Source organism: Sphaerisporangium rufum (assembly GCF_016863395.1).
Taxonomy (GTDB): Bacteria; Actinomycetota; Actinomycetes; order Streptosporangiales; family Streptosporangiaceae; genus Sphaerisporangium; species Sphaerisporangium rufum.
On the sequence record NZ_BOOU01000053.1, the window covers coordinates 48,545 to 66,390 of the forward strand.

Genomic DNA, 17,846 nt, shown 5'->3' on the forward strand with positions numbered 1-17,846 from the left:
CCGGGGCGGGGCGGCGGATCCGGCGGGGGGCATGCTTATGCTCGATGTACGCGCACGCGTCCGGCGGGTGGCGCGAGGGCCATCCGGCGGAGCAGGATGGACCCCCGGTCCCCGCCGCCGGGGGCGCGGGCCGCCACAGGGCCGCCACGCCGGCACCCGGGACCGGGGCCGGACGCCGGCGAGCCGCCCACCAGTGACCGCGAGGAGAATCCATTGACCACCGCACCGAGGATCGACAACCTCGACCTGGCGACCAGCGCCCGTCGGCTGGCCGACGACGCGCCCACCGGGTCGCTCGCCCACGCCGCGGCCACCTCGGTGGCGATCACCTGCGCCACCACCCGGGACGTGGCCGAGGCCCGGGCGGCGCTGGACGGCGTCACGCCGGCCGACGTGCGCCAGGCCGCGCTGGACATCTTCCGCCGCCTGTCCGCGCAGGCGCGCTGAGCTTCGCGGCCGGGCCGGCGTACCGGGGGCGCGGCCTCAGCCCGCCGGCGGCACCGCGGCCGGGCCCGGCGCGCCGGATCCGCCGGGGTTCTCGCCCGGCGGAGACGCCCCCGGGTTCGCGACCGGCAGCCTGAGCACCAGCCGGGCGCCGCGGCCGCCGGGCTCGGCGCTCAGCGAGCCGCCGCCCGCCTCGGCGATCTGCCGGGCGATCGCCAGGCCGAGTCCGGTGCCGCCCGGGTCCAGCCGGCGGCCCTCCTCCAGCCGGGCGAAGCGCTGGAAGACGGCCTCGCGCTGGTCCGGCGGGATGCCCGCCCCGTCGTCGAGCACCTCCAGGACCGCGGTGCCGTGCGGGAACCGGTCGTCGCCCGGCTCGCGCCGCAGGCTGACGACCACCAGGGATGTGGCGTGCCGCTCGGCGTTGTCCACCAGATTGGTCAGCAGCCTGGCCAGCCGCGGCGGGTCGCCCAGCACCACGATGCCGGGTTCCAGCCGGGTCTCGACCGACGGGCTGTTGTGGCGGTGGGCGGTCAGCTCGCCGGCGACCAGCGCGCCGAGGTCCACCGGTTCGCGGGCGCCCACGTCCCCCGCGTCCAGCCGGGCGGCCATCAGCAGGTCGGCGACCAGCGCCTGCAGCCGGTCCAGGCTGGTCAGCAAGGATCGGCCCAGGTCGCGCACGTCGGTCTCGCCCGGGGCCAGCAGGGCCTCCTCGACCTCCGCCCGCATCGCGGTGAGCGGGCTGCGCAGGTCGTGGGAGGCGTCGGAGGCGAACCGGCGCTGGCGTTCGATCGCCCGTTGCAGGCGTTCCAGGGTGCGGTTGACGCTCACGGCCAGGTCGTGGATCTCGTCGCCGGTCCGGGGCACCGGCACCCGGCGCCCGGGGTCGCGGGCGTTGATGGCGTCCAGCTCGGCCCGGATGACGTCCACCGGCGCCAGCGAGCCGGCGACCAGCCGGTGGGCGCCGTAGGTCACGGCCACCGCCAGCAGGATCGAGCCTCCGATGACCAGGGTGGCCAGCTTGGGATGGACCAGCGGCGGGATCGCCGGGGCCGAGCTGTAGACCACCAGGCTGCCCGCCGAGCGGTGGTAGACCCGGTGCGCGACGACGATGTCGCAGTCGCCGCCGTGGCAGACGACCGCGGAGGCGGTGCTGCCGTTGCCGGCCGGGGCGAAGGTGGCCATCCGCGGCCGTCCCTCCATGCCCGGGCTGGCGGCCAGGATCCGGCCGGTCGCCCCGAGTACCTGGTGCCGGTGCAGGACGTCGGCGGATATCTGCGGGCGCAGGCCGGCCCGCTCGATCTCGAAGACGACGCGGCTGCCGGTGGCGGTGACCTCCTTGACCCGGTAGGCGGTGGCCAGGCGGTTGACAGCGATCATGAGCACGGTGGCGAGCAGCGCCGACAGCAAGGCCGCCGTGACGCCGGCGTACAACGTCAGACGCGCTCGCACCGACCAGTGACGCGGTGCGCCCAGCCTGTTCCCTACCACTTACGTCAGTCGACCACAACGCCGGTGGTGGGGAACGCGCCAGGTGCCCGATTTTTCGTGAGTTTTGAGGCGCTTTTACGCTTTCCGGGTCAATCTCCGGAGCCGGTGGCGGCGGTCTCCCCGGCCCGTAGCGTGAGCGAGCGCACTGCCTCGGTCAGGTCGGCGACCTGCTGTTCCAGGTTGTGCAGCCTGGCTTCGAGCTCGATGGGACTGGGGGGCTGGTAGCCGGGGATCTGCCTTGCCATCGGCGACGGCTCCCTTCGGTGGTGGTCCGAGCGCGAGCTGGCTGGTCGCGGGGAGGTTCCGTCGCGATCCCAGCCCTTTACCTCTGCCCACACCGAGCCGAGACAAGCCTCGGCCGCCCGATAAGGTGACAGGCTTTTCCGAAGATCGACCGGACCAGGGGTTCGTGCCGGGGCCGGCCCGGTCTCCCGGGTCACCGCGCCGTCCTCCAGCACGACGAGCCGGTCGGCCAGGGCCGCCGCGTCGTAGGCGTCCCGGGTGGCCAGCAGGCAGATCCCGCCGAAGCCGCGCAGCTGATGCCGCAGCAGCTCGCGCAGCCGGCGCCGGGGCCGGGACGGGAGGCCGGCCAGCGGTTCGTCGAGCAGCAGTAGCCGCGGGCGGGCCGCCAGCGCCCGGGCCAGTGCCACCCGGCGAGCCTGCTCGGCGGTCAGCGCGCGGGTCGGGCCGGCACCGGACCCGGCCAGGCCGACGCACAGGAGCCAGGCGGCGGCCGCCCGGCGGGCCTCCGGCCGGCCGGTGCCCTGGCAGCGCGGGCCGAAGGCCACGTTGTCCAGCACGCTCAGGTGCGGGAAGAGCAGCGGATCGGCTCCCAGCAGGCCTACCGAGCGCGTCTCCGCGGGCCGGGTGTGCACCGGCTCGCCGTCGAGCAGGACGTGTCCGGCCGGGGCGGGGTCGAGCCCGGCCAGTACCCGCAGCGCGGTGGTCTTGCCGGCGCCGTCCGGCCCGAGCAGCGCGACGACCTCGCCGCGCGCGGCGCGCAGCCGGACGTCGAGCCGGAACCCGGGACGCTCGGCGATCAGGTGGGCGGTCAGCACGCGGTGCTCAGCCAGTGATGGCGCAGCACGGTGAGCACCGTGACGCTGGCCAGCAGCAGCGGCGGGCCGACGGCCGCCAGCACGGCGGGCGCCGCCCCGGCGGGCAGGTGGGCCGACGCCGGGCCGGCCGGTGCCGTGCCGGGCAGCCCGCCGGCGACCGAGACCGCGGCGCCGAACTCGCCGAGGGCCCGGGCGAAGGCGAGCACCGTCCCGGCGGCGATCCCCCGCGCGGCCGGCGGCAGTGCCACCCGGCGGAAGGCGGTCCACCGCGAGGCGCCCAGGGTCAGGGCCACCTCCTCGGCCCGCGGGCCGGCGGCCAGCAGCGCTCGCTCGGTGCTGAGCACCAGGAAGGGCAGCGCCATGAACGCCTGCGCCAGGACCACCGGTGCCAGCGCCGCACCGCCGGCCGGTGGCGCGGCGGCCAGGTCGCGGTGGCCGAACACCAGCATCAGCGCGGCGGCGCCGGCGACCGGCGGTAGCAGCAGCGGCACGGTCACCAGGGCGCGGACCGCACGCCGGCCGCGGAAGGCGCCCCGGGCCAGCGTCCAGGCGAGCGGTACGCCGAGCAGCAGGCAGACCAGCGCGGCACCGCCGGACGTCGCCACCGCCAGCCGGAGCGCGGCGGCCGTTCCGGCGGCGAGCCGGCCGGGCAGCGCCGGGCGCGGTGCGTGGGCGAGCAGCCCGGCCAGCGGCAGCAGCAGGAACAGCAGGCCCCCGGCGGCGGGCAGCAGCAGGATGAGCGGAGGCCGGGGGACCGGGACGCCGGCCGGCCGGCGCCGGGCGCCGCGACCGGAGCAAACAAGGCGAATTAATGCCCTCATGTCCTTTTCATGCCCGGAATCCGGTTTTCTGAGGGCAACCGGCGCTAAGCAGTTGAAGCGGAGAAGTTTACCTTCCGGTATGGCGGTAGAAGAAGGTCGACCTCGAAAGGAGGAGGCCCATGAATTCCGTGGCCTCGGCCGGTAACCAGGCGCGCGGGACGGCGCGGCAGGCGACCAACACCCGGACCTTCGACCGGCTGGCGCGCTTCGGGATGGCGTGCCGCGGCGTGCTCTACGCGCTCATCGGCATCCTGGCCCTGCAGATCGCCTTCGGTGGCGGCGGCAAGGAGGCGGACAAGACCGGCGCGGTGCGCGCCGTCGCCGAGCAGCCGTTCGGCACCGTCATCCTGTGGTTGATGGCCGTGGGCTTCCTCGCCCTGGCCATCTGGCAGGCCACCGGAGCGCTGCTCGGCGGCGGCAAGATCAAGGACCGCGTCGAGGAGGGCGCGCACGCCGTGGTCTACGGCCTGGCCCTCGGCACGATCCTCAACTTCCTGCTGAGCGGCAGCACCGGGTCGTCCACCGACAAGAGCTCCAAGGACCTGACCGCCACCGTGATGGAATGGCCCGGCGGGCAGTTCATCGTCGGCCTGGCCGGCCTCGCCATCATCGCGCTCGGCGCCTACTGGATCTACAAGGGCGCCAAGAAGAAGTTCCTGGAGAAGCTGCGCACCGCCGAGATGTCCCCCCGCGCCCGCGGCGTGATGGAGAAGCTCGGCATGATCGGCTACGCCGCCCGCGGCGTGATCGCCATCGGCGTCGGCGTCTTCACCATCCAGGCCGCGATGTCCTTCGACCCCGACGAGGCCAAGGGCCTGGACTCCACGCTGCGGTCCTTCGCCGACACCCCGTTCGGCCCGTGGCTGCTGGTCGCGGTCGCCATCGGCCTGCTGCTCTTCGCCGCCTACTGCTTCGGCGAGGCCCGCTGGCGCCGGACCTGAGTCCGCCTGCCTTCAGCGTCCGCGGGCCCGGCCGGTAGCGGCCGGGTCCGCGCGCGCGTGGCGGGAACGGAGCAGCAAGTGACCGCCGTGACCTCCGACCACCCGGGTCCGCGCGCGCGTGCGGGAGCGGCTCACACGTTGCGCTGGTACTGCCCCCCGGCCTCGAACAGCGCCTCGGTGATCTGCCCGAGCGAGCAGACCCGGGCCGCGTCCATCAGCGCGGCGAAGGCGTTCTCGTCCGACATCGCCGCCTCCCGCAGCCGCCGCAGCGCCTCCGGCGCCTCGGCCGCGTGCGCGGCCTGGAAGGCGCGCAACCGCTCCAGCTGGCCGCGCTTCTCCTCCTCGGTGCCCCGGGCCAGCTCCAGCGAGCCGTGCTCGGCCTCGCCGGCCGGGTTGCGGAAGGTGTTCACCCCGATGATCGGCAGCGAGCCGTCGTGCTTGCGCGTCTCGTACAGCATCGACTCGTCCTGGATCCGGCCCCGCTGGTAACCGGTCTCCATGGCGCCGAGCACCCCGCCGCGGTCCGACAGCCGCTCGAACTCCGCCAGCACCGCCTCCTCCACCAGGTCGGTCAGGTCGTCGATCACGAACGACCCCTGCAGCGGGTTCTCGTTCGCCGCCAGGCCCCACTCGCGGTTGATGATCAGTTGGATGGCCATGGCCCGGCGCACCGAGTCGGCGCTCGGCGTGGTGACGGCCTCGTCGAAGGCGTTGGTGTGCAGGCTGTTGCAGTTGTCGTACACCGCGATCAGCGCCTGCAGCGTGGTGCGGATGTCGTTGAAGTTCATCTCCTGGGCGTGCAGCGAGCGCCCCGAGGTCTGGATGTGGTACTTCAGCTTCTGCGCCCGCTCCCCGGCGCCGTACCGGTCGCGCATCGCCACCGCCCAGATCCGCCTGGCCACCCGGCCGAGCACGCTGTACTCGGGGTCCATGCCGTTGGAGAAGAAGAACGACAGGTTGGGCGCGAAGTCGTCGACGGCCATCCCGCGGGCCAGGTACGCCTCGACGTAGGTGAAGCCGTTGGCCAGAGTGAAGGCCAGCTGGGTGATGGGGTTGGCCCCCGCCTCGGCGATGTGGTAGCCGGAGATGGACACCGAGTAGAAGTTGCGCACCTGGTGGGCGATGAACCATTCCTGCACGTCGGCCATCATCCGCAGGCTGAAGTCGGTGGAGAAGATGCAGGTGTTCTGGCCCTGGTCCTCCTTCAGGATGTCCGCCTGCACCGTGCCGCGCACCGTGGCCAGCGTGCGGGCGCGCACCTGCGCCGCCTCCTCGGGGGACGGCTCGCGGCCCTGGTCGGCCCGGAACCGGTCCAGCGCCTGGTCGACCGCGGTGTGCAGGAAGAACGCCAGGATGGCCGGGGCCGGCCCGTTGATGGTCATCGACACCGACGTGGTGGGCGAGGTGAGGTCGAACCCGTCGTACAGCGCCTTCATGTCGTCCAGCGTGGCGATCGAAACCCCCGAGGTGCCGACCTTGCCGTACACGTCGGGGCGCTCGGCCGGGTCGTTGCCGTACAGCGTCACCGAGTCGAACGCGGTGGACAGCCGCACGGCCGGCTGGCCCTCCGACAGCATCTTGAACCGCCGGTTGGTGCGGAACGGGTCGCCCTCGCCGGCGAACATGCGCGTCGGGTCCTCGTCGGCCCGCTTGAACGGGAAGACGCCGGCGGTGAACGGGAAGCGGCCGGGCAGGTTCTCCGAGCGCAGGAAGCGCAGCAACTCGCCGTGGTCGGCGTAGCGGGGCAGCGCCACCCGCGGCACCCGGCTGCCCGACAGCGAGGTGCGCCACAGCGGGGTGCGCAGCTCGCGGTCGCGCACCTTCACCACCAGCTCGTCGGCGGAGTAGGCGGCCACCGTTCCCGCCCAGCCGTCCAGCAGCTCGCGGCTGCCGGCCGGCAGCTCGGCGTCGGCCGTGCGGGCCAGCGCCTCCACGGCCGTGGCGTCCTGGCCCTCGGCGGCGAGCTGCGCCGCGGTCTCGGCCAGCCGCTGCCGGCGGCGGGCGATCTCCACCTCCGCCGCGGTGCGCGCGTGGTACCCGCGCACCGCGTCGGCGATGTCGGCCAGGTAGCGGATCCGGGCCGGCGGCACCACGGCGCCGCCGAGCGTCGAGGTCTTCACCCCCGGATCGGCGAGCAGGCCCGGGCCGGCCGGCAGGCCCTTATCGGCCAGCAGGCGGCGCAGCTCGTGGTACAGGCCGGTCACGCCGTCGTCGTTGAAGCGGGACGCCACGGTGCCGTACACCGGCATGTCGTCGGGGGCGGTGCCGAAGGCCTCCCGGTTGCGCACCAGCTGGCGGCGCACGTCGCGCAGCGCGTCCTGGGCGCCGCGCCGGTCGAACTTGTTGATCGCGACCACGTCGGCGAAGTCCAGCATGTCGATCTTCTCCAGCTGGGAGCCCGCCCCGAACTCCGGCGTCATCACGTACAGCGAGACGTCGCTGAACGGGACGACGGCCGCGTCGCCCTGGCCGATGCCCGGGGTCTCCACGATCACCAGATCGTGGCCGGCGGCCCGGCACACCGCGATGACGTCGGCCAGCTGCTCGGGAAGCTCGTGCGCGCCGCGGGTGGCCAGCGAGCGGAAGAAGACCGTGCCGCCGCCGTCACCGCCCAGGCTGTTCATCCGGATCCGGTCGCCGAGCAGCGCGCCGCCGCCGCGACGCCGGGTCGGGTCGACCGCGAGCACCGCGATGCGCAGCTTGTCCTCGTCGTCCACGCGCAGCCGGCGGACCAGCTCGTCGGTGAGCGAGGATTTGCCCGAGCCGCCGGTCCCGGTGATGCCGAGCACCGGGACGGCGCGCGCGGCGGCCGCGGCGCGCAGCGTGTCCAGGTAGCCGGCGTCCGCCCGGCCCGCCTCGACGAAGGTGATGGCCCGGGCGACGGCGCGGTGGTCGCCGCCGGCCACCGGCGGCGGCTCGGCGCCCTCGGTCGGATCGGTGTCGCAGGCCTCGACGATGGTATTGATCATGCCGGCCAGGCCGAGCCGCTGCCCGTCCTCCGGAGTGAAGATCTTGGTGACCCCGTGCCGCTCCAGGGCGGCGACCTCGTCGGGGACGATCACCCCGCCACCGCCGCCGTACACCTTGACATGGCCGGCGCCGCGCTCGCGCAGCAGGTCCACGAGGTAGGTGAAGAACTCCACGTGGCCGCCCTGGTAGGAGCTGATCGCCACCGCCTGCGCGTCCTCCTGGACGGCGGCGGTGACGATCTCGTCCACCGAGCGGTCGTGGCCGAGATGGACGACCTCGGCGCCCTGGGCCTGCAGGATGCGCCGCATGATGTTGATCGCCGCGTCGTGCCCGTCGAACAGGGCGGCCGCGGTGACCACGCGCACGGGATGGGCAGGTACGTACACCGGGGCTCCTCGGGCAAAGTTACTAGGACGTCCTAATAAATACTAGGACGCCGCGGCACCGGGCCGGAAGGCGGGCCGGTGCCGGCGTGCCGGATCGCCGAGCCTGCGAGGGTGACCGATGTCACCGGACATCTGCGCGTCCACCGTCTCGACAAATACCGACAAAAGGCTCATATAGTGTGTTATCCGGCAAACCCCTGCCGGATCGCGTGCCGCCTCCGCGCCCCGGCCACCCCGGGCCCGGCCGCCACGTCCCACCCGGAACGCCCGTCCGGTCCTCGTCCGGCCCTCGTCCGGTCCTCGTCCGGTCCTTCTCGGCCCCGCCGCGGGGCCGGCCGGTCCACCACCGGCGAACGCGCATGACAGGGCCGCCAGGCGCCCGTCCTGCGTTCCCGGTGTGCCCCGTTCCGCCCCATCCCCACCCCTATCCCGTCCCGCCGGTCCGGGGGACACCGCGAGGAGCCCTGATGACGAACGCCGCCGGCGGCGGGCCCGCCGAGCCCGTCACGAGTGAATGGTTCGAGTTCGACCTGGCCGGGCACGAGGCGCGCCGCCGCGCCGAGGTGCTGGCCGCCCTCGGCCCCGGCTGGGACCCCCCGGCCGCGATGCGGGCCGAGGACGCGGCCGCCGGGCTGCTGTACTCCGGTCTGGACGCCGGGCAGCGCGCGACCTACCGGATGCTCGTCGCCGCGGGCGTCCTTCCCCCGCGAGAGGGCGGTGCCGCCTCCGATGCTGCCGATCGACCCTGAGGCCGACATCGCCCGCCGCGCCTGGGTGAGCTGCCCGTGGTGCCGGGACGACCACGGCTGCGCCGACTGCGGCGCCGGCCGCAACTGCGGCGAGCACTGGCGTTACCTGCTCGCCGTCACCGGCGCGGTCCTGCACCTGCAGTGCCCCGGGTGCACCCATCTGTGGAGCCACCCCACCGGCTTCGGCGCCGACGGCCGGCCCGCCGCACCGTGAGTGCGGCGCTAGCCTGTCGGGCATGCCGCAGCCGTACCTGACCGTCACCGGGGAGACCGAGCACGAGATCGAGGTCCGGCGGTCGCGGTTCATCTGCGCGCTGGCGCCGGTCGGCGAGCCCGGCCAGGCCGCCGCGTTCGTCACCGCGCGGCGCCGGGCGCACCACGCCGCCCGGCACACCTGTTCGGCCTACGTCCTCGGCGGCGACCGCCGCACGCGGCGCGCCGACGACGACGGCGAGCCGTCCGGCACGGCGGGCGCCCCCATGCTGGAGGTGCTCGTCCGCCGTGGCCTGGCCGACACGATCGCGGTGGTCACCCGCTACTTCGGCGGGGTGCTGCTCGGCGCCGGCGGGCTGGTGCGCGCGTACGGCGGCGCGGTGGCCGCCGCGCTGGACCGGGCGGACCTGGTGACCATGGTGCCGGCCCGGGTGGTCACCGTGCGGGTCGAGCACGCGCTGGCCGGACGGCTGGAGAACGAGTTGCGCACGGCCGGCCACGCGGTGCGCGGCGTCTCCTACGGCGCCGAGGTGACCGCCGAGGTGGGCGTCGGGCTGGACCGGCTGCCCGGGTTCGCCGGCTGGGCGGCCGCCGTCACCGCCGGCCGGGCACGGGTCACCCCGGGTCCGCTGGTGTACGTGCCGGCGCCCGCGTGACGCCCGCCGCCCTGTCCGCCAGGTCGCCCGCCGGGCCGTCCGCCGCCGGCAGCGTGAAGACGAAGCGGGCGCCCTGCTCGGCGCCGGTGTCCAGCCGGATCTCGCCGCCATGGTACTCGACGATCTTCTTGCACAGCGCGAGCCCGATGCCGGTGCCGTCGTAGTCGCCCCGCCCGTGCAGCCGCTGGAAGATGACGAAGATCTTCTCGGCGAACCGCGGTTCAACACCGATGCCGTTGTCGGTGACCGTCACCTCCCACATGTCCCCGGCCCGCCGGACGCCGACGCCGACCTTCGGCGCGCGGTCCGGCGCGCGGAACTTGATCGCGTTGCCGAGGAGGTTCTGCCACAGCATGGTCAGCAGGCCGGGATCACCGACCACCTCGGGCAGCGCCGGACGCTCCACCACGGCCCCGGACTCCTCGATCAACCGGGTGAGGTCGGCCAGCGCCGCCTCCAGCGGCTCGTCCAGCGGCACCCGCTCGCTCGGCGCCTGCTCGCGGCCCACCCGGGAGAAGGTCAGCAGCTCGCTCACCAGGGTCTGCATGCGCTTGGCCCCGTCGATGGCGAAGGCGATGTACTCGTCGGCGCGCTCGTCCAGCCGGCCGGCGTACCGGCGCTGCAGCAGCTGGCAGAACGCGGTGACCTTGCGGACCGGCTCCTGCAGGTCGTGGGAGGCCACGTAGGCGAACTGCTCGAGCTCGGCGTTGGAGCGGCGCAGTTCCTCGGCCTGCGTGCGCAGCAGGTCGGTCTGCTCCCGCAGCCGCCGCTCGGCGTCCCGGGAGATGTCGAGCTCGGCGGTGATGCGCCGCCGGATCGCGTCCACGTCCAGGGCCAGCATGGTGATGTCGGCCGGGCCGCGCACGTCGATGACGTGCCCGAAGTCGCCCCCGGCGACCCGGCGGGACGCCGAGCCCAGCCGGTCGAGCGGGCCGAGGATGACGTACCGCAACAGCACGGCCACCGAGATCAGCGTCAGCAGGACAGTCGCGAGGATGGCCACGAAGACGGCGTCCCGCCACATGGTGGCCCGGTCGGCCGCGCGCAGCGCCGCGGTCCGGGCGCGCGTGAGGTTCTCCGCCTGCGCGTCCAGCGCGGCGCGCACCCCCTCGAACAGCACCCGGCCCCGCGCGGTGCCGGCCGTCGACACCGCCCCGGGACCGGATCCGCCGACCGCGGCGATCGACGGGTCCGCGTAGCCGGCGCGCCACTCGGTCACCCGCGCACCCACCGTGTCCAGGTCGGCGAGCAGGACGTGGCCCGCCAGCGTCCGCCGCAGCGCCTCGGCGGACGCCTGTTCGGCGGTCCGTCCCTCCCGGTAGGAGGCCAGGAACCCGGGGTCGCCGGTGAGCACGTAGCCGTGCACCGAGCCGCGCTGGTCCTGCAGGACGCCGCGCAGGCGTTCGGCCGCCAGCAGCGCGGGCGTGAGCCGCCTGGTGATCAGCTCGGTGGCCTCGGAGGTGCGGGACAGGGCCATGCCGCCGGCCGCCGCCGAGAGCGCCGCCAGCAGGAACATGATCGCCATGGTGCCGCCGAACCACGCCCGCGTGCTGAGCCGCGGCCACCGGGCCCGGCGGCCGTACCCGGGAACGCTCACCTTGCCTCCTCCGGCGTCCGGTCCAGGTGGCCGACCCTATCGACCGCGCCGGCCGGCCCGGCGGGGCGCCGTCAGCCCGGGCCGCTGCCCGCGTCCATCAACTCCCGGGCCAGCTCCAGGGCCAGCGCCTTGCGCTCGGCGTCGTCGATCTTCTCCTCGTTCAGCAGGAACAGGCCCGCGTGCAGGGAGAAGATGGCCATCGAGCGGCGCAGCCGCTGAGCGGTGGTGTCGCCCTCCTCGCCGAAGACCTCCATCAGGGCCGCCACCAGCCGGCGCATCTTCTCCACCTTCGGGTGCGTGCGCAGCGCGGTCTGGTTGCGCTCCATGAACCGCAGGAAGGCGTGGTTGCGCCCGCTGTAGAGGTTGTCGGCGTAGCGCCGCAGGAACTCGTGCCGGACCTCCCGGGTGCGCGGCTGCTCCCTGGCCCACTCGATCAGGCGCTCCATCGCCGCCTGCTGGTCCTCGGCCAGGCTCGCGACGATGTCCTCCTTGGTCTTGAAGTGGTAGTAGAGGGCGGCCTTGGTCACCCCGAGTTCCTCGGCGATCTCCCGCAGCGAGGTCGCCTCGTAGCCCTGTTCGGTGAACAACTTCAGGGCGATCTCCTGGATCCGATCTCTGGTGTCGGTGTGTTCCCGCATATGCCTTCAGACTCTCCCAGGCACCCTTAATCAGCTTGACGGCCGGCAAGTAAGGACTCTACCTTGGTCACCATAGTAACTTGCCGGTCGGCAAGTAAGTAAGGTGTGACCAAGGGGGCGTAAAACCGATGACGGAGACCGAGGCCGCGGCCGTGCCTGGCCGGCGGCGGGAGGTCATGGCGGTCCTGCCCGGGCTGATGCTGGCGATGATCCTCGCCATGCTGGACAACATGATCGTCGGCACCGCGATGCCGCGCATCGTCGGCGAGCTGGGCGGCCTCTCCCACCTGTCCTGGGTGGTGACGGCCTATGTACTGGGGACCACGGTCTCCACCCCGATCTGGGGCAAGATCGGCGATCTGTACGGCCGCAAGACCATCTTCCTGGCGTCGATCGGCATCTTCATGGTCGGCTCGGTGCTGTGCGGCATGGCCGGCTCCGACCTGTTCGGCGGGCCGGCCGACGGCATGAGCGAGCTGATCGGCTTCCGCGCGCTGCAGGGCCTGGGCGCCGGCGGGCTCATGGTGAACGCCATGGCCATCATCGGCGACCTGGTGCCGCCGCGCGAGCGGGGCCGCTACCAGGGCATCATGGCCGCGATGATGTCGCTGGCGATGGTCGCCGGGCCGCTGGTCGGCGGCTTCATCACCGACCACCTCGACTGGCGCTGGGCGTTCTACGTGAACCTGCCCATCGGCGCGGTCGCGTTCGTCTGGCTGCTGGTCCGGCTACGGCTGCCGAAGTACCGCACCGAGCACCGCATCGACTGGTGGGGGGCCGGCCTGCTCGCGGTGGGCATCACCGCGCTGGTGCTCATCACCACCTGGGGCGGCACCGAGTACGACTGGGGTTCCTGGCAGATCCTCGCGCTGGCCGCGGTCGCGGTGGTCACCTTGGCGATCTTCATCCCGGTGCAGCGCCGGGTGCCCGAGCCGATCATGCCGCTGCACGTCTTCGCCGACCGCAACTTCACGCTCATCTCCCTGATCGGTTTCCTGCTCGGCTTCGCGATGTTCGGCGTGATCAACTTCCTGCCGCTGTTCCAGCAGACCGTCCAGGGGCAGTCGGCCACCAACTCCGGCCTGCTGCTGCTGCCGATGATGGCCGCGATGATGGTCGTCTCGCTGTTCGTCGGCCAGGCCATCACCAAGACCGGCAAGTACAAGATCTATCCGGTGGCCGGCGGCGCGGTCATGGTGGTGGGCATGTGGCTGCTGTCGCTGCAGGACGTGCACACCGGACCGCTGCAGACCGGCCTGTTCATCGCGGTCCTCGGCCTCGGTATGGGCGGCCTCATGCAGACCACCATGCTGATCGCGCAGAACAGCGTGGAGCAGAAGGACCTCGGCGTCGCCAGCAGCGCGTCCATGTTCTTCCGGTCCATCGGCGGCTCGTTCGGCGTCTCGATCTTCGGTGCGGTCTTCAACCACCACCTGGTGGACGAGCTGACCGCCAAGCTGGGCCCGCAGGGGGCGCGGCTGGCCGAGGGCGGCGGCGGCCGGCTCGACCCCGCCGCGCTGGCCGGCCTGCCGGCGCCGGTCCGCACCGGGCTGCTGGAGGCGCTGGCCACCTCCATCTCCGGCATCTTCGTCTGGGCGATCGCCTTCGCGGTCGCGGTGCCGGTGCTGGCGGCCTTCATCAAGGAGATCCCGCTGCGCGGCGCCACCGCGCCCGGCGGCCCGGCCGGCCCCGACTCGGCGGCGAGCAAGGAGGAGGCCGTCGCCGCCTTCGACTGACGCACCCGCCTCCGCCGGCCGGAAATCCGGTGGCCCGGCCGGCGGAGCCGTTGCTACCGTCGCCCGATGATCGAGGAGCGGCTGGCCGGAGGCGGCGTCAACGAGGTGGTGCGGGTCGGCGCGACCGTGCGGCGACCGGCCGGGCCGTGGACGCCCACGGTGCACCGGCTGCTGGCGCACCTGGCCGGCCAGGGGTTCGCCGGCGCGCCGCGGGCCCACGGACTGGACGAGCGCGGCCGCGAGGTGCTCGACTTCGTGCCCGGCGAGGTCGCGCACTATCCGGTGCCCGGTCACGCGCGGACCGACGCCGCGCTCGCGGCGGCCGGCGCGTTGCTGCGCGCCTACCACGACGCGTCCGCCGGGTTCGTGCCACCGCCGGACGCCGTCTGGTACCACCCGCCGCGCGAGCCGGCCGAGGTCGTCTGCCACGGCGATGTCGCGACCTATAACTGCGTCTACCGGGACGGCCTGCCGGTCGCGTTCATCGATTTCGACACCGCCCACCCCGGCCCGCGGCTGGCGGACGTCGCGTACGCGGCCTACCGCTTCGTCCCGCTGGCCGACCCCGAGCGGGTGGGGGAGGACGCGCCACCGGTACCCGAGCAGGCGCGCAGGCTGCGGCTCTTCCTGGACGCCTACCGGCTGGACGCGCCGCGGCGGGCCGGGCTGCCCGAGGCGGTGGCCGAACGGCTGGACGCCCTGGTGGATCACATGCGGCGGCGGGCCGCGGCGGGCGACCGGGCCTTCGCCCGGCACCTGGCCGACGGGCACGACCGCGTCTACCACGTCGACCGCGAGCACGTCGTCCGGCACGCGGCGAGGTTCCGGCTGCTCTGACCGGGAGATCCGCCGCCCGGCGCCGGCGCCCCGGCGGGATCGGGCCGGGTTCGCCCGCGGGCGAGGAGGAGGCCGTCGCCGCCTCCGACGGGATCCAGGCCCGCCCATCCGCGAGGCCGTGACCGCCGAGGTCACGGCCTCGGCCGTCTCCGGCGCCGCGTTGCCGCGCCGCCCCGAGCGCGCGCCTCCTCGCCGATCTCATCAGGGTGCGCCCGAGCAGGAACACCTCGACTCCGTGCATGTCCGTGACGTGCATCAAGGCGGATGCATCTTTCCGTATACATCTGTCTTGATACATCCAAAAAGATGCTTTATGGTGTTGATGTGCCGAGGGGCGGAACCCGCTCCGGAATCTGAGGGGACTTCATGGACATCACCACCGCCGGCCGGACGACGACAGGCATGCTCCGGGTAGACGGCGCCTCGCTCTACTACGAGGTGCGCGGCACCGGTCCCGTGCTGCTCATCTCTCAGAGCGGCGAGGGAGACGCCGGACGCAGCAAGGACCTGGTCGACCTGCTCGCCGGCGACTACACCGTCGTGACCTACGACCGGCGCGGCCTGTCCCGCAGCACTCCGGACGACCCCGCCCAGGGGACGAGCCTGGCCGGCCACGCGGACGACGTGCACCGCCTGCTGGCCGAACTGACCGACGAGCCGGCGCTCATGCTCGGCTGCAGCCTCGGCGCCTCCATCGGCTTCCATCTGATCCTGGAGCACCCCGGGCAGGTCGGCACGCTCGTCGCCCACGAACCCGTCACCCCGCGGTTGCTGCCGGGTGACCAGCGCGCCCGCCACGAGCAGGAGTTGGCGCACGTCCAGCAGGTCCACCGGCGCGACGGGCTGGCCGCGACGTTCAAGGTGATCGCCGAGGTGCTGGGCATCGACCCCGCCGACCCCGACGTCGAACCCGGCCTCACCCCTCAGCCGATGACGCCCCAGCGGGTGCGCAACTTCGACTACTTCGTGGAGCACGACTTCACCGCGATCATCGGTGACACCCTCGACGTGGCGGCCCTCGCCGGCAGTCCGACCCGCATCCTGCCGGCCGCGGGGCGCACGACACCGCGCACCGTCTTCGACAACAAGTGCGCCTTCGCGCTGGCCGACCTGCTTGGCACCGAGGCGCTCGAGTTCCCCGGCGGCCACAACGGCAACACCACCCACCCTCGTGCCTACGCCTCTGCCTTGCGCGCCGCCCTCCGGTCTGTGTGACTTCGTCGCCATCCCGCCCGGCCGGCCGGGCGTTGCGGGGCCGTGACCGCCGGGCCGAGCAGGGTAGTAGCGTCGACACATGCGACTGGGCGTCCTGGACATCGGCTCCAACACGGGGCACCTACTGGTGGTCGACGCGCATCCCGGTGCCCGGCCGCTGCCGGCCTATTCGCACAAGGCCGAGCTGCGGCTCGCCGAGGCCCTCGATGGTGACCGGCTGTCGGCCGGCGGCCAGGCCGCGCTGCTGCGGTTCGTCGAGGAGTCGCTGCGCGTCGCCGAGGACAAGGGCGTGCAGGACGTCATGGCGTTCGCCACCTCCGCGGTGCGCGAGGCCGTCGACGGCGAGGAGGTGCTGGCCGCCATCCGGGCCGCGACCGGGGTGGACATCCGGGTGCTGCCCGGTGCGGAGGAGGCCCGGTTGACCTTCCTGGCGGTGCGACGCTGGTTCGGCTGGTCGTCCGGGCGGCTGCTGGTGATGGACATCGGCGGCGGCTCGCTGGAGATCGCCGCCGGTCTGGAGGAGGCCCCGGACGTCGCGGTCTCGCTGCCGCTGGGCGCCGGCCGGCTGACCCGCGAGTGGCTCACCGGCGACCCGCCGCCTCCCGGGCAGGTGCGCGAGCTGCGCAGGATGGTGCGCGCCGAGATCGGCCGGGTCGTCGGGGACGTGGTCCGCGGCGGGCGGCCCGACCACGCGGTCGCCACCTCCAAGACCTTCCGGCAGCTGGCCCGGATCGCCGGCGCCGCCCCGTCCGCGGAGGGGCCTTACGTCCGGCGGTCGCTGTCCCGGGCGGACCTGGCGGGCTGGGCCGAGCGCCTGCCGGGGATGCCGGCCGCCGAGCGCGCGGCACTGCCCGGCGTCTCCGCGGGCCGGGCGCCCCAGCTGGCCGCGGGCGCACTGGTCGCGGACGCGGCGATGGACCTGTTCGACGTCGACCGGCTGGAGATCTGCCCGTGGGCGTTGCGGGAGGGGGTGATCCTGCGCCGCCTCGACATGATGTCGGCGGGGTAACCCTTCGGCGTCGAATGGGGCCTGGCCCGGGTCGACCGGCCGATGCATCGGAACTTTCCGGAAAAATCAGCCCTTGCGGTAGGAGGGAACGCGTGTGAGTTCCGATCTTCGGGGCACGTGTCCCAGCGCGACAACAGCAGAGGGAGGATCCGGCGATGATGGCCGTCATCGGCACGATTTGGACATTGCTCATCGTTCTGGTGCTGATGGCAGCCGCGGTCATAGTGATCGCGGTCGTCACCCTGGTCATCCTGGCGCTGCTGGCCTCCACCACCAGCCCCGAACCCGACCTTTCCGACCCCGCCCTCCCGGAACCCGGGGGCACCACCGGCGCTGCGGGCTCCGCCGCGGCCCGCGTACCGTCCATCGCCTTCCCCTCCACCGCCTCGGTGGCCTCCGCCGGTCCCGCCTGGCCGGCCGGTCCCGGCGGGCGCCCGGTGCCCGCGGCCATGTCCCGGCCGACCACCCCCGCCGCGTCCGCGCCGGCCACCGGCAGCCGCCCGCCCGCCGGGGCGCCGGTCCCGGTCACAGCGCCGCCGGCGGGCCTGTCCACCGGAACCGGCCGGCCCCGGGCGACCGGCCCCGCCTCCGCCGGGCCGCAGCCGACCGGCGGCGGGCCGGAGACGCCCGGCGGGGGAGCGGACGGGCCCGGAGGCGGACCCGAAAAGCCCGCCGACGGACCGGAGGCGTCCGCCGGCGGAGCGGGGACGAGCGGAGGCGAATCGGCGGCGACCGCCGCCGAACCCGCGGAGCGCACCGCCGGGGAAGGCCCGCGCCGGGAGACCGCCGGGACGACCGGCCCGCGCCCCGGCCCGAGGTCCCCGGCCGGCGACCGGCAGCGGGACGGGTACGCCGGCGCTCCGGGCCGGGAGGCCGGCGCCCGCCGCGAGCGCCGGGTCAAGGTCGCCACGAGCAAGGCCCGCGCCCGCCGCGGCTGACCGGGTGCCCGCGCCACCTCGGCCGTGGCCGGCGCGACCTGAGGGCCGGCGTCCGGACGGGGCGCGCCGAGCGGGTCACGCCCGCGGGGAGGCCGCGCGTCGGAAAGGCCGCGCGCCGGGGAGGTGGCGCGCCGGGGAGGTGGCGCGGCG

16 protein-coding genes are annotated in these 17,846 nt (G+C 74.1%); 10 read left to right on the top strand and 6 right to left on the bottom strand.

All coding sequences use genetic code 11. The annotated features are described in order from the left end of the window. Positions 1 to 213: 213 nt before the first annotated feature. Positions 214 to 447, top strand: a complete 234-nt coding sequence (locus Sru01_RS18960) for a hypothetical protein (RefSeq protein WP_203988161.1) — start codon at positions 214 to 216, stop codon at positions 445 to 447. 36 nt (positions 448 to 483) lie between these two features. On the opposite strand, the gene Sru01_RS18965 is transcribed toward Sru01_RS18960, so the two are convergent. From Sru01_RS18965 to Sru01_RS18975, 3 genes are all read right to left on the bottom strand, one after another. Beyond that, positions 484 to 1,893, bottom strand: a complete 1,410-nt coding sequence (locus Sru01_RS18965; RefSeq protein WP_239137549.1) for a sensor histidine kinase — start codon at positions 1,891 to 1,893, stop codon at positions 484 to 486. Positions 1,894 to 2,021: 128 nt separating this feature from the next. Continuing rightward, positions 2,022 to 2,990, bottom strand: a complete 969-nt coding sequence (locus Sru01_RS18970; RefSeq protein WP_203988169.1) for an ATP-binding cassette domain-containing protein — start codon at positions 2,988 to 2,990, stop codon at positions 2,022 to 2,024. After that, positions 2,984 to 3,811: a molybdate ABC transporter permease subunit gene (locus tag Sru01_RS18975; protein ID WP_203988171.1), complete on the bottom strand. Its 828-nt coding sequence runs from the start codon at positions 3,809 to 3,811 to the stop codon at positions 2,984 to 2,986. The genes Sru01_RS18970 and Sru01_RS18975 overlap by 7 nt, the downstream gene beginning before the upstream one ends. 119 nt (positions 3,812 to 3,930) lie before the next feature. Between Sru01_RS18975 and Sru01_RS18980 the strand changes: the two genes are divergently transcribed. Then, complete coding sequence (locus tag Sru01_RS18980; RefSeq protein ID WP_203988174.1) at positions 3,931 to 4,752, top strand: DUF1206 domain-containing protein; 822 nt, start codon at positions 3,931 to 3,933, stop codon at positions 4,750 to 4,752. Positions 4,753 to 4,883: 131 nt separating this feature from the next. On the opposite strand, the gene icmF is transcribed toward Sru01_RS18980, so the two are convergent. Further along, complete coding sequence (gene icmF, locus Sru01_RS18985; RefSeq protein ID WP_203988177.1) at positions 4,884 to 8,108, bottom strand: fused isobutyryl-CoA mutase/GTPase IcmF; 3,225 nt, start codon at positions 8,106 to 8,108, stop codon at positions 4,884 to 4,886. Positions 8,109 to 8,575: 467 nt separating this feature from the next. On the opposite strand from icmF, the gene Sru01_RS18990 reads away from it, so the two are divergent. From Sru01_RS18990 to Sru01_RS19000, 3 genes are read left to right on the top strand one after another with little or no spacing between them, the layout of a single operon-like run. Next, entirely contained in the window at positions 8,576 to 8,857 is a 282-nt protein-coding gene (locus tag Sru01_RS18990) for a DUF6400 family protein (protein ID WP_203988178.1), read from the top strand. After that, complete coding sequence (locus Sru01_RS18995) at positions 8,838 to 9,071, top strand: hypothetical protein (protein ID WP_203988179.1); 234 nt, start codon at positions 8,838 to 8,840, stop codon at positions 9,069 to 9,071. The genes Sru01_RS18990 and Sru01_RS18995 overlap by 20 nt, the downstream gene beginning before the upstream one ends. A gap of 22 nt (positions 9,072 to 9,093) precedes the next feature. Then, complete coding sequence (locus Sru01_RS19000; RefSeq protein WP_203988180.1) at positions 9,094 to 9,726, top strand: IMPACT family protein; 633 nt, start codon at positions 9,094 to 9,096, stop codon at positions 9,724 to 9,726. Here Sru01_RS19000 and Sru01_RS19005 read toward each other — a convergent pair. Further along, complete coding sequence (locus Sru01_RS19005) at positions 9,686 to 11,323, bottom strand: sensor histidine kinase (RefSeq protein WP_239137550.1); 1,638 nt, start codon at positions 11,321 to 11,323, stop codon at positions 9,686 to 9,688. The genes Sru01_RS19000 and Sru01_RS19005 overlap by 41 nt on opposite strands. A gap of 71 nt (positions 11,324 to 11,394) precedes the next feature. Further along, on the bottom strand, positions 11,395 to 11,961 hold the full coding sequence (locus tag Sru01_RS19010; RefSeq protein WP_203988181.1) for a TetR/AcrR family transcriptional regulator: 567 nt from the start codon (positions 11,959 to 11,961) through the stop codon (positions 11,395 to 11,397). A 128-nt stretch (positions 11,962 to 12,089) separates the two neighbouring features. On the opposite strand from Sru01_RS19010, the gene Sru01_RS19015 reads away from it, so the two are divergent. The 5 genes from Sru01_RS19015 (at position 12,090) to Sru01_RS19035 (ending at position 17,696) form a co-directional block, all read left to right on the top strand. Further along, entirely contained in the window at positions 12,090 to 13,697 is a 1,608-nt protein-coding gene (locus tag Sru01_RS19015) for an MDR family MFS transporter (protein ID WP_203988182.1), read from the top strand. A 66-nt stretch (positions 13,698 to 13,763) separates the two neighbouring features. Next, positions 13,764 to 14,534 carry a phosphotransferase gene (locus tag Sru01_RS19020; RefSeq protein WP_203988183.1) on the top strand — a complete coding sequence of 257 codons (771 nt, stop codon included), beginning with the start codon at positions 13,764 to 13,766 and terminating at the stop codon, positions 14,532 to 14,534. 366 nt (positions 14,535 to 14,900) lie between these two features. Continuing rightward, positions 14,901 to 15,749 (top strand): alpha/beta fold hydrolase, encoded by an 849-nt coding sequence (locus tag Sru01_RS19025; protein WP_203988184.1) that lies wholly within the window; start codon positions 14,901 to 14,903, stop codon positions 15,747 to 15,749. 79 nt (positions 15,750 to 15,828) lie between these two features. Beyond that, entirely contained in the window at positions 15,829 to 16,758 is a 930-nt protein-coding gene (locus tag Sru01_RS19030) for a Ppx/GppA family phosphatase (protein ID WP_203988185.1), read from the top strand. A 185-nt stretch (positions 16,759 to 16,943) separates the two neighbouring features. Further along, positions 16,944 to 17,696, top strand: a complete 753-nt coding sequence (locus Sru01_RS19035; RefSeq protein ID WP_203988187.1) for a hypothetical protein — start codon at positions 16,944 to 16,946, stop codon at positions 17,694 to 17,696. Positions 17,697 to 17,846: the final 150 nt, after the last annotated feature.

Coding starts and splice junctions, on each gene's coding strand:
- Sru01_RS18995 (WP_203988179.1), top strand. CDS start 8,838: ATGCTGCCGATCGACCCTGAGGCCGACATCGCCCGCCGCGCCTGGGTG.
- Sru01_RS19020 (WP_203988183.1), top strand. CDS start 13,764: ATGATCGAGGAGCGGCTGGCCGGAGGCGGCGTCAACGAGGTGGTGCGG.
- Sru01_RS19000 (WP_203988180.1), top strand. CDS start 9,094: ATGCCGCAGCCGTACCTGACCGTCACCGGGGAGACCGAGCACGAGATC.
- Sru01_RS19010 (WP_203988181.1), bottom strand. CDS start 11,961: ATGCGGGAACACACCGACACCAGAGATCGGATCCAGGAGATCGCCCTG.
- Sru01_RS18990 (WP_203988178.1), top strand. CDS start 8,576: ATGACGAACGCCGCCGGCGGCGGGCCCGCCGAGCCCGTCACGAGTGAA.
- Sru01_RS18980 (WP_203988174.1), top strand. CDS start 3,931: ATGAATTCCGTGGCCTCGGCCGGTAACCAGGCGCGCGGGACGGCGCGG.
- Sru01_RS19015 (WP_203988182.1), top strand. CDS start 12,090: ATGACGGAGACCGAGGCCGCGGCCGTGCCTGGCCGGCGGCGGGAGGTC.
- Sru01_RS19030 (WP_203988185.1), top strand. CDS start 15,829: ATGCGACTGGGCGTCCTGGACATCGGCTCCAACACGGGGCACCTACTG.
- Sru01_RS19025 (WP_203988184.1), top strand. CDS start 14,901: ATGGACATCACCACCGCCGGCCGGACGACGACAGGCATGCTCCGGGTA.
- Sru01_RS18975 (WP_203988171.1), bottom strand. CDS start 3,811: ATGAGGGCATTAATTCGCCTTGTTTGCTCCGGTCGCGGCGCCCGGCGC.